Annotated in this window: 7 protein-coding genes and 1 pseudogene; all 8 read left to right on the forward strand. The window is 41.2% G+C overall.

Going from position 1 to position 12206, the window contains the following annotated elements; translation table 11 throughout:
* Positions 1-142: 142 nt before the first annotated feature.
* The 8 genes and pseudogenes from IEV74_RS15155 (at position 143) to IEV74_RS15190 (ending at position 12187) form a co-directional block, all read left to right on the forward strand.
* A complete protein-coding gene (locus IEV74_RS15155) occupies positions 143-1600 on the forward strand; it encodes an FAD-binding oxidoreductase (RefSeq protein WP_188456222.1) in 1458 nt (485 codons plus the stop codon).
* Between the two features lie 33 nt (positions 1601-1633).
* On the forward strand, positions 1634-3025 hold the full coding sequence (locus IEV74_RS15160) for an amidohydrolase family protein (RefSeq protein ID WP_188456223.1): 1392 nt from the start codon (positions 1634-1636) through the stop codon (positions 3023-3025).
* A gap of 483 nt (positions 3026-3508) precedes the next feature.
* Positions 3509-4807: an ABC transporter substrate-binding protein gene (locus IEV74_RS15165; protein ID WP_229683211.1), complete on the forward strand. Its 1299-nt coding sequence runs from the start codon at positions 3509-3511 to the stop codon at positions 4805-4807.
* Positions 4808-5074: 267 nt separating this feature from the next.
* Positions 5075-6046 carry a carbohydrate ABC transporter permease gene (locus IEV74_RS15170; RefSeq protein WP_229683212.1) on the forward strand — a complete coding sequence of 324 codons (972 nt, stop codon included), beginning with the start codon at positions 5075-5077 and terminating at the stop codon, positions 6044-6046.
* 21 nt (positions 6047-6067) lie between these two features.
* Complete coding sequence (locus IEV74_RS15175; RefSeq protein WP_188456225.1) at positions 6068-6904, forward strand: carbohydrate ABC transporter permease; 837 nt, start codon at positions 6068-6070, stop codon at positions 6902-6904.
* A gap of 80 nt (positions 6905-6984) precedes the next feature.
* The gene (locus IEV74_RS15180) at positions 6985-10125 is read left to right on the forward strand and encodes an alpha-mannosidase (protein ID WP_188456226.1); all 3141 of its coding nucleotides are present in this window, start codon (positions 6985-6987) and stop codon (positions 10123-10125) included.
* A gap of 56 nt (positions 10126-10181) precedes the next feature.
* Entirely contained in the window at positions 10182-10934 is a 753-nt protein-coding gene (locus tag IEV74_RS15185) for a basic secretory protein-like protein (protein ID WP_188456227.1), read from the forward strand.
* Between the two features lie 260 nt (positions 10935-11194).
* A pseudogene (locus tag IEV74_RS15190) lies at positions 11195-12187 on the forward strand (serine hydrolase domain-containing protein).
* Positions 12188-12206: the final 19 nt, after the last annotated feature.

The following is a 12206-nucleotide window of genomic DNA, read 5'->3' on the forward strand; positions in this document are numbered from 1 at the left end:
AAAATCAAACAAAAAATGGGCTATCCTGATGTCCTAAACTTAAGTCTTTATTATCTCCATTTTTAATAAAGTGATATCGTACACCAATAGGATAATGTCGCATATAATTACAACCAGGATGTTGTGAAGGAGGACAGTTATCATGGATCAGCGCAAAAGAAATCCTTGCCCGGACCTTACCGGGCGTATTGTTATTCCAGGAGCGCCCGAATACAATGAAGCCCGTTTAGATTATAACTTTTTTACTTCTCAGGATAAGTTTCCCTCTATAATCGTATATTGCCAAAATACGAAAGATGTTTCAAATGCCATCGGGTGGGCACGTTGTCATAACGTTCCGATACGTATACGAAGCGGCGGACATAATCATGAATCCTTTTCAACCGGAACTGGAGTCATCGTGATTGATGTCAGTGAAATGAAGCGTGTTTCCCTCGATAAATCAAAAGGTACCGCCATAGTGGAACCTGGAGTAACCGGTCAGGAACTATATGAAACGTTGTACAAGGAAGGGTTTACCCAGGTTGGGGGCACATGCCCGGATGTTGGCATATCTGGACTTGTGTTAAGCGGGGGTATGGGACCATTGCTCCGCAGACATGGGCTTACCTGTGATACGCTGCTCTCTGCACAAATTGTAGATGCAGATGGACGCTTGATCCGTGCTACGGAAAACAATAAGTACAAGGATCTTTTCTGGGCATTGCGCGGCGGTGGCGGGGGAAACTTTGGTGTTGTTGTGTCCATAACAATCAAGGTTTTTCCGGCGAAACCGGTGACCTGGTTCAATATTGGGTGGGATTGGAACCAGCCTATTGAAGAAGTGATCGATACTTGGCAGGAATTCTTTTCAAAGGCAGATCGAAGGTGGTTTTCACATCTGGATTTATGGTCAAAGGCATTTCCGACTGATCAATTTGATAAACTGCCAATCAAAGTTCTAGGGGTGTATTATGGTCCTCCGGAAGAAGCCCGTAAAGAACTATCACCATTTTTGAATATTGGAAGGCCAAGTAATCAAGAGATCGAGTTAGTAAATTGGAATGAAGCGATTCAGCTTTTTGATGAGTCAACTGCTATTTTTATTTCCGAAAAGCCGGAATACAAATCTCCCGGCGCTTTTGCAGTGGACACTTTGCCGCCAGCAGCAATCAAAACAATTACAAAAACGCTCCGAAATACGACCTCACCCTATTTTAATGTGCTGATCTTTTCTCTTGGTGGGGCTTATTCAGATATAGCACCGACCGACACAGCGTTCTACTACCGTAAAGACAAATTTTTTCTTCAGTATACCGTCCAATGGATCGAGGATGAAAATGCGTCAAAACGAATAAGAGAAGTGGAGGCCTTACGGGGGCGCCTGCTTCCGTATACAGGGGGGGACTATGTTGGAAATCCTGATTCTAGGATCAAGGATTATTTAACAGCGTATTTTGGTGGTAATGCAGATAGACTTATGCGTGTGAAGCGGAAGTATGACCCAAATAACGTTTTTCACTTTCCGCAAAGCATTCCGCCCGCACCTGCAAGCTGGGATTACGATTGGTCCGTAAAACATAATGGACCGTGGTATAACAATGAGTTATTGGATAAATGACATTTTCATATTTAAAAGAAAGAGGGATTTTTCATGGCCGAGAGACGAAGAAGAGATAAGCGTATATTGATTCGCGGTGGAACCATCGTGACTATGAACAGGGATCGAGACATTTTATATAATCAAGACATTCTTGTCGTTGGGAAACGGATTGAAGAAATTGGGGACCTTAGTCATATTAATAGAAGGAGAGTTGATCAAGTTATTAATGCAAATGGCCGGCATATAACTCCTGGGTTAATCCAGACCCATCTTCATCTTACTCAGACGCTGCAACGGAACCTCGTGTCTGACCGGACACTGGAACAATGGTTGGATGTTACGTTGGCTCTTGAGGCTGCGCACGATGCTGAAACAAATTTTTGGTCCAGTATGTTAGGTATTTCCGAGTTATTGCTGAATGGGACAACAGCTTTCTACGATATGGAGACCACTTTTCATACAGATAGCTGCTTTGAGGCAATGTCCCAGACAGGTATCCGCGGCTTTGCAGGGAAGGCTATGATCGACCGGGAACAACCCGGTGTAGACGTACCATCTATCATGGTCCAACCGACAGATGTTGCTTTCGGTGAGAGTGTTGAACTTTTTGAAAAATGGGATGGCGTGGACGATGGAAGACTTCGGTATTGCTTCGCGCCGCGTTATGCCCCCACTTGTACAACTGAGCTTTTGGAGATGATTGGAGATTTTTCTGCTAGACATGGCGCACATGTCCACACACATGTTTCGGAAACCGAAGAAGAAGAACAGATTATTATTGATCGTACTGGTATGAGGGAAGTAGAATACTATGATTCCGTCGGATTGGTTAATCCAAGGACTATTTTGGCTCATGGTGTCCATTTGGATAACAAGGAAATCGATATCATGGCCAGAAACGGCTGTCATTTAGCCCATTGTCCCTCTGCTAACTTATATCTAGCATCGGGTATCGCCCCTATACCTAGAATGCTGGAACGGGGTGTTAACATTGGTGTTGGCCCAGATGGATCTGATAACAACAACCTTGATACCATCCTGGAAATGCGATTGGCCGCATTGCTCCAAAAAGGTCTTCATCAAGATCCGGTTATTCCGCCAAGTGCTGAACAAGCATTCGAAATGGGTACGATTCACGGAGCCCGTGCACTCGGTCTTGAGGATGAGATTGGAAGTATTGAGGTCGGCAAAAGGGCAGATATTGCAATGTTCGACCTGAGAGAACCTCATTCCTGGCCGAATGAGTTTGAAGTAAATGATAGGGAAAACATCTATACACGAATTGTATACTCAGCTAATGCATCTGATGCTGTGATGACGATGGTTGACGGACGTGTGCTGATGTTGGATCGTCGTTTACGGACAATGGATATCGCGGAAGTTTTGAAGAAATCAAATCAATCTATTAAAATACTTTTGGAACGTGCCGATATTGATATTTAATTAAATCGAGATGTAAACGCCTAATAGTGTATGTCCTAGATACGTGCAAAAATAAATATAGTATAGCAAAAAGCTTGGGATGGGTAACCACGAAAATTAGAGTCAAAAATCTAACTTTTGGGGGTAACCATCTTTCTCAAGCTTTTTTGGTGTGCTATTTAGATTGTTACTTCGCTTGTTACTAATGCTGCGAGAATCGTATGTTATTGGGTTGTAATTTTAATTTTTTTCTACTGCTGCGTCACCTGCACGTCATAAACAGGGACCTACTGTTTAGGTTTCTGAAAATAATCTAAAATAAAAATATATTGACATCAATAATTTGTATTGTTAATATGTTGATATATCAAAATGGTTTTATATTTCAGTTGTTATGTGTTTTGACAATGCTATTATTCATAACTTTTTATAGTTGTGGTTAATAAAGGTGGGAGGAAGGAGGGACAGGCTAGCTTTAATACTTAAAATAAAGGGGGAAAAATGGTGTTAATTAACAGTGATAAGGTGAAAAAAGCCTCTTTAGCTATACCTCTTATGTTAGCGCTTGCACTAGGGGCATGTTCAAATGATGGGCAATCGGGAGAGGCTAAGTCGGAGGATGGTGTCACGACCATTACGTTTTGGCATGAAAATACCGGAGTTGGCGAGGAAGCGATTAATGCTGTTGTGGATGCATTTAACGAAAAGCACGAAGATATTAAGGTAGATGCAGTATACACCGCTGCTGATGAATCACAAAATGAAAAGTTATTAGCAGCAGTAGCTGGAGGAAATCCGCCAGATGTGTCCTGGTTTGACCGATTTAAAGTTGGTTCATGGGCAGATCAGGGGGCATTAACAGATCTAACCGAATACGCGAAGCAGGATGGGGTTACAAAAGATGCGTATTATCCATTTGCATGGGAAGAGGCAACATATCAGGATAAACTGTATGCTATGCCAGTTGATACAGATGCGCGCATGTTATTTTACAACAAAGATGCATTTAAAGAAGCAGGGTTAGATCCAGAAAATCCGCCAAAAACGATTGCTGAGCTGGAAGATGCCGCTGAGAAGCTGACGATTAAGGATGGGAACCGATTTAAGCAAATTGGTTTTATTCCATGGTATAACCAAGGTTGGCTTTATTCCTGGGGCTGGTCATTTGGCGGAGAATTCTTTGATAAGGAATCTGGTAAAGTAACGGCTGATGATCCTAAAATAGTAGAATCCCTTGAATGGATGACTGAATATGCAAAGAAATATAATGTGGAGGATATAACCGGCTTTACAGATTCGAGTGGTTCAGGTGAAATGGACCCATTTCTTACGGGACAGCTTGCTATGCATATTGGTGGGAATTGGAGCATTTCTGGTTACTTAAAGTATAAACCAGATTTAAACTACGGTGTTACACCAATCCCAACACCAACAGGAGATAACTTCACTTCCTGGTCAGGCGGCATGGCTGTTGTTATTCCGAAAGGTGCGCCACATCCTGATGAGGCATGGGAATTTGTTAAATTCTTTGGTTCAGAGGAAGGGCAGGAGATCTATAACGGAATATATAAAACATTATCTGTCATTGATTCCGTTAACGAGAAACTAGGGTATAAGGACGATCCTATTTTTAGCGAATTTATCAATATACTTCCAAACTCACATAATCGTCCCGTAATTCCAGAGGGTGAACTATTATGGAACGAACTTTCCAATGCAGTAGATAATTCTATCCATGGAAACGGAACACCACAAGAGCTTTTGGAAGGTGTGAATGAAAAGGTTAACGCTGCAATTGAATAATCAAATAGAGGCTGGGACGTAACTAAATTGTTTAACCCAAAGCCGAACATTTCATTATACTAGCGAAGGAAATACACGAAGACTCCTGCGGGATGAAAAGCCTAGGTGAGACTACGTAGAGCGACAGCTCGGATTAGGCTCAGGGGCAGCCCGCGGAAAGCGTAGTGTATTTCCGCAGCGGTATGTATGCACCAACTATGTTCGGAGTTTATTTTGGTTAAAACACTTTTGTCTCAGGCTCTTCTTCATAATAAAGGGGAGGGTAAATTGGGACAAGCAGCAAACAAGGTTAGCACGGAACATCAGACAATTGGTAAACACAAAAAACCAAAACAGATCAAGCGCAAAAAAACGAAAGCGATTACGTTAAACAATGGAAGGACCGGATGGTATTTTGCGACACCATGGATTATTGGTCTTCTACTGTTTTACATATTGCCATTGGTTGCATCGATCTATTTTAGTTTTACCTCTTATTCGATCCTGCAGCCAGGTGAATTTATTGGATTCCAGAATTATAAAGAATTAATTCATGATGAACTATTTTTAAAATCGATCTACAATACCGTTTATTTTGCCGTATTATTTGTACCTTTAAGTATTATTTCAGGTGTAGCTTTAGCCATGCTGCTGAATATGAAAATTAAAGGAATGGCGGTTTACCGAACTATTTTCTTTCTGCCTACTTTGGTACCTCATGTGGCAATTGCAGTACTCTGGATGTGGCTGTTAAATCCAGGCTTCGGTCTTGTTAACGGGTTTCTGGATATGATTGGCATTAAGGGTCCAGCTTGGCTAGGCAGTGAGGATTGGTCGAAGCCTTCCCTTATTTTTATGTCCCTTTGGGGGATTGGGCAGGCTGTGGTCATTTACCTGGCAGGTTTAGGTGATATTTCAGATGAATATTATGAAGCGGCAGAGGTGGATGGGGCAAATTGGTTTCAAAAAACGTTTCATATTACGCTGCCATTGCTCACGCCAGTTATTTTCTTCAACCTTGTCATGGGGGTAATAGGAGCATTTCAACAGTTTACGCTGCCTTACACCCTTACACAGGGACAGGGGAAGCCTGCAAATTCCTTAACGTTCTATGTCATGTATTTATATGATAACGGATTTAAGTACTTCAAGATGGGTTACGCATCCGCGATGGCATGGATTTTATTTGTTGTGATTATGATCTTAACCGTACTTATATTCTGGTCCTCCAAGCGCTGGGTCCATTATCAAGGTAAATAAGGAGATAAGGAGGGTAAAATAATGAATCCGACTCATGTGAAAAAGTTTAAATTTACTTTAGCCCACGTTTTTTTGATTATTGCCTCACTGTTTTTCTTAGTACCTTTTATCTGGATGGTGTCGACATCGCTGAAACCGATTGAACAGGTATTTACCTTTCCACCAGAATGGATACCCAAGCCTTTTGAATGGGAGAATTATAGTAAAGCTATCGAATATGTGCCGTTTTGGAAGTATTTAATTAATACATCTGTGATAACGATCTTAAGCACCATGGGCGTTGTTCTGACATGTCCACTTGTTGCGTATAGCTTTGCTAAACTGAAATGGAAAGGCAGAAATGTATTTTTTGCCGTTACCTTAGCTGTCATGATGATTCCCGCTCAGGTAACGATGATTCCATTATTTCTGTTGTTTAATAAACTAGGCTGGGTTGGTACACCATTGCCTCTAATTATACCGCAGTTTTTTGGTGTTCCATTTTACATTTTCTTGTTGCGGCAATTTTTTATGGGGCTTCCTGATTCGCTCAGAGAAGCGGCGAAAATGGATGGTGCCAGTGAACTACGGGTTTACTGGCAGATCATGCTTCCTTTAGCAAAACCCGCTATACTAGCGGTTGGGTTGTTCCAGCTAATGGCCAGCTGGACTGATTTCCTTGGTCCTTTACTATATCTTACGAATGAAGATTCTTACACATTATCTCTTGCACTTCAGCAGTTCCAAAATAAACAGGGATCCGAGTGGAGCTTGATGATGGCAGTATCCACGCTGATGACATTACCAATTATCGTGTTATTTTTCTTCCTGCAAAAAACGTTTATTAAAGGGATCACCTTTAGCGGAATAAAAGGATAAAGCTTGTTTAATCTATCTAAATCTAATAACGTATACGATAATACGATGAAACTATGAGTAGAAAGAAAAGAGGGGTATTTTTGTTTCAAACAGAAAAGAAACTTGCAGCAAGATTGACAGAATTAGATTCACATCGATATAGAGGGAATGTAGAAATATCCTCCTTTCAATTCCAGCTGGATGCAAAAGGTGAAGTAGGGACAAAACCACCAATAGATGGCGAATGGACCACACTAAAAAAAGGAGAAACGTGGACTGGAAGGGACCTTTATGCTTGGCTTGCTGCTGAGGTAAAGATTCCTGTGGAGTGGGATTCGAAAGAGGTGGTCGGGGTCTTTGATTTTGGTATCACAGATGGTGGAACCAATTCCGGGTTTGAATCCCTATTGTATGTGAATCATGTTCCTTATCAGGGAGTGGATGGCAACCATAAAGAAGTATTTTTCTCAAATGAACTTACAGGTGACGCTGTGCAGTTAGATTTCCGATTATGGTCGGGCTTAGAGGGTGGTGGACGCCCTGTCGAACAGGTTCATACGTTTAAGCAAGCCTTTTTAGCCTGGCTTGATGAAAATGTTGATGACTTGTATTACACGGGGAAGGCTGCCCTTCAAACGGTCGAAATGCTGGACAAAACCAATCCTGTACGGGAAGATTTGCTGCTAGTTTTAAATCGTGCTTTTAACCAAATAGATTGGATGTCACCAGGATCAGATGAATTCTATCAATCAATCAAAGCTGCCAGGGAAAGTTTGAAAAATGGTTTGGATCAGATGGAAAAACACCACCCAGTAACAGTCCATGCTATCGGCCATACGCATATTGATCTCGCTTGGCTGTGGCGTCTTGAACATACGCGGGAAAAAGAGGCACGTTCCTTTTCAACGGTGCTCCGATTAATGGAAAAATATCCTGAATACCTTTTCCAACAAGCACAGCCGCAGCTCTATGAATATATAAAACAAGATTATCCGGTCCTATACGAGCAAATTCACAAGCGTGTAGAGGAAGGACGCTGGGAGCCAGAGGGCGGCATGTGGGTGGAGCCGGATTGTAACCTGCCTTCTGGAGAATCATTTATTCGTCAATTGCTGCACGGCACGCGTTTTTTTCGGAAAGAATTCGGTGTGGAGTGTACCTATCTATGGCTGCCAGATGTATTTGGGTACAGTTGGGCATTACCGCAGATTTTAATGAAATCAGGAATTACATCATTTGTAACGACAAAAATTAGCTGGAATCAGTACAACAGGATGCCGCATGATGTCTTTACATGGCGCGGGATCGATGGGACGGAAATATTAACCTACTTTATCACGACACCTTATCCTGGTCGCAAAGGCTGGGGAGCGGATTACAATGCGGATATAAGTGCTGAAACCATGATTGGTGCATGGGAAGCATTCAGGGACAAAGGCGTGACCAAAGATGTTATGGTCACGTATGGTCACGGTGATGGCGGTGGTGGTGTAACAAGAGACATGCTGGAAATGCGGCGTCGGCTTGATGCCATGCCAGGTGCGCCGAATGTTGTCACTGGTAAAGCAGGCGATTACCTAGAAAAGCTCCATAAAGACGTTAAAGAAACAGATGGATATGTACATTTGTGGGACGGGGAGCTTTATTTAGAGTTCCATCGCGGGACATATACATCACAGGCTTACAATAAGAAATCAAATCGCAAATTGGAGTTATTGTATAAAGAAGTGGAGCTTTTAAGTGTGCTAGAAGGTGTATTAACAAATACTTGGAAGCAATATCCTCAGGAATTATTGAATAAAGGCTGGAAAATCATTTTACGAAACCAGTTTCATGATATTCTGCCTGGGTCTTCTATTAAAGAAGTTTATGAAGACAGCAAGCTGGAATACAGAGAAGCAGAAGAAATAGCATTATCTATCCGCGGTCAGGCAGGTAAGGGGGTGGTATCTAAGGATAAAACACAATCATATACCATACTCAATCAATCTTCCTGGCAACGCAATTCGTTGATAGAGATTCCGGTTCATTCGGGTATGGAATCGGGTTCTTGGTTTGATCATTCTAAGAACCTGCTGCATGCGGAAAAGGTTGGGGACCATTGGTTAGTTGATGTATCTGTACCTAGTTTGGGATTTACGACTATTGATTTTGTCCCGAATCAACAAGATGAATTGGAAGAAAGGCAATGTCCTTTTGCAGTTGAAGATAATCGATTAACCACACCTTATTATGAAATGAAATGGAACGAATCCGGTCACCTTACCAGGATTTTTGATCGTCGAAACAACCGGGATGTATTGGGAGAGAACCAAGCGGGGAATGTACTGCAGATTTTTGAAGACAAGCCTACCAGATGGGACGCATGGGAAATTGACATCTCCTATCAAGAGAAAATGAAGGAAATTCGTAATGTGAAATCTATTGAGGTAATCGAAGTCAATGCGCATCGTGCTGTAATCCAGTTTACCTGGCAATACAACCAATCTGTCATCGAGCAGAAAATGATTGTTTATGCTGGTAAGCCGCGGATTGATTTCGAAACAAGCGTTAAGTGGCATGAAGTAAATCAATTGCTTAAAGTTGCTTTTCCGGTAAACGTTCGTTCCACGGAAGCTACGTTCGATATTCAATTTGGAAACGTCAAGCGGCCAACTCATTGGAATACAAGCTGGGATCTTGCGAAATTTGAAACGGTTGGTCATCAGTGGGCAGATTTATCGGAGAGAGGCTATGGTGTCAGTTTATTAAACGATTGCAAATACGGCTATGATATCAAGGATGCTACAATGAGACTTACACTGCTGAAGGGTGCAACATACCCGGACTATACGCAGGATCAAGGGGAACAAACGTTTACTTATTCCTTGTTGCCCCATAAAGGATCTTGGGTTGAAGGAGAAACTGTTCAGGAAGCAGCAGATCTAAATCAGCCATTATCGTATATTCAAGGTAAATCTAGTGATAGTAGTTTCAGTCTATTTTCCGTATCGGCTGACTATACCGTGGTTGACGCTGTCAAGAAAGCGGAAGACAGTGATAAAGTTGTTATTCGATTGCATGAATTCACTGGAGGAAGAGGTCCTGTCAGCGTAACTTCAGAATTATCCATTAAGAGTTGGCAGGAATGTAACTTAATGGAAGAACCAGTGGGTGAACGTTCACATGATGATACGATCGAATTTGATATTAAACCGTATGAGATCAAGACATTTTTAGTGGAAATAGACAAGCAAGAATAAAGTGAAGCATCAATCCAAATCTATTCGCAATCTACGAAATAAGGGGAGGAAGTTTCATGAAAAAATTAGTAAGCAGCCTGATCTGTGCAGGCGTATTAGTAAGCGGAATGGGCGGATTCCATAGTGTTCAAGTTCAAGCAGAAGAGACTTCGTACGAAACGAATAACTTCACGCAAGCCACTCAGGAATATGAAAAAAGAGGGTATAAGCTTGAAGTGATTAATGGCTTAGATGACCCGTCTATGGAACCTATTATTGAGGAATTTGTAAATCTATATTTTAAGGTTTACCCGAAATTGGTTAAAAAGTATGCACTTCATCCAAAAGAGGCAAGCAGAGAGGTAATTCTTGAATTTGACCCAGCCTATGATGGCGTCGCATATGCAGATAACGGAAAAATAGTTGTCAGCACTGACTGGATCCTCACAAATCCAGATGATGTTGCCCTTTTCACCCATGAATTGACGCATTTAGCCCAAGCCTACCCCACCTATAATGATGATACATGGTGGATTACGGAAGGGGTTGCAGATTATACAAGGTATGTGTATGGACCTCATAACGGGAGCTGGAGGCTGCCAGAGGAAGTAAAAGAAACGGATAACTATGACAGCGGATATCGCGTAACTGCACGCTTCTTATTATGGATCACGCAGCAAAAGAACCATTTTGCAGTGGACATAATTAATCGAGAGATGCAGCATGATACGTTTGATCTGCACGTGTTTGAAGAAATAACTGGTAAATCAATTGATGCTTTATGGGAAGAATATCTTGAGAATCCGGACGTGAGGACTAAATATAACTAGTTAGAGGGTAAGTGCCAAGTAGCATTCTGATGGTGGAGGCTGCTTGGCATTTTTGTAATGGTATGAAGGAGTGAACAGAACCTTAACGAAAAAATCAAAAATTATATGATCCCCCTCTTTATTCAAACCAGTTCATGATCGCAGGTTTCCTTTTTATCGATTAAAAAAGGAGATTTGTATTTTTTATCGAAAGGAGTAAGTACAAAACAAGAAAGGTAGTATGAAGTTTGAAGATTACTAAGAACATAAACAAAAATTTTATGCCTGTATTAGATTCCGTAACAAACACCTATAATCAAGTAATTTGCAGCGGTGCGGCAATTATTGTCATACATAATGATAAAATTGTTTTAGAGGAATACCTGGGATCTCAATCCACTCATGGTAATGCTAGACCAGTTCAGGAAGATACCCAATTTCATGTTGCATCTGTAAGGAAAAGCTATATTGGATTTGCAGTGGCTTCTGCTGTTTATTATGGGTATATCAATAGCATTGATGATTCCGTTTTTACGTAAGTTCCAGAAATAGATGCTGCTATTTGGAAGGATACATCTATTAGACACCTATTAACGCATACGCACGGATTAAATGAAAAAGAGGGTGTAGTTTATCGCGAATACCCACCTGGAGAATGCTGGACCTATAGACAAATCGGAATAAAAGTTCTAACAGAAATTGTGGAAAGAACTACTGGAAAGGCGGTTTCGGAACTTTTACATGAACAAGTATTTAATCCACTAAATTTTACGGAATCCGGTTGGTATTCAAAAAAAAATGCTAAGCTTGCAGATGTTATCCTGCGATATGAAGGTGATAGGGATTGGCAAACAAGCGATAGTACCAAAGGCGATAAAATGAACATGTATGTTTCTACAAGAGAATTAGCTTATTGGGGCTACCTCTTTCTAAATGATGGAATAGTTAATGGAAAACAAATTGTTCCTAGAGAGATCATACGTTTAACAACAGCAGTACAAAGTCCCGCACATTTAGATGAAAATGTGCCTCAGAATGGATTCTTATGGTTTGTAAAAGATCTGCCGTCCTTGAAAACAGAAATTGGTGAAATTGTACCAAAAGGTTCCTATCAGATACTTGGTTATACAGGTGCAACTTTATTAGTCATTCCTGAAAAAGATCTGGTAGCTGTTCGTATGTTTAATAGTTTTGGCTCACCAGATGGATTTGATTATTTGGCTGATGTAAGATCGTTTGGGGATACGGTTATGGGGTGTATGGAGAAGAATTGAGATAAATCAGAAGCTTAAT

It is taken from the genome of Virgibacillus oceani, from assembly GCF_014638995.1.
Taxonomy (GTDB): domain Bacteria; phylum Bacillota; class Bacilli; order Bacillales; family Amphibacillaceae; genus Virgibacillus_E; species Virgibacillus_E oceani.

What these genes read in the sequence shown, in the direction of transcription:
- IEV74_RS15160 (WP_188456223.1), top strand. Translation starts at nt 1,634, where the DNA reads ATGGCCGAGAGACGAAGAAGAGATAAGCGTATATTGATTCGCGGTGGA.
- IEV74_RS15185 (WP_188456227.1), top strand. Translation starts at nt 10,182, where the DNA reads ATGAAAAAATTAGTAAGCAGCCTGATCTGTGCAGGCGTATTAGTAAGC.
- IEV74_RS15155 (WP_188456222.1), top strand. Translation starts at nt 143, where the DNA reads ATGGATCAGCGCAAAAGAAATCCTTGCCCGGACCTTACCGGGCGTATT.
- IEV74_RS15175 (WP_188456225.1), top strand. Translation starts at nt 6,068, where the DNA reads ATGAATCCGACTCATGTGAAAAAGTTTAAATTTACTTTAGCCCACGTT.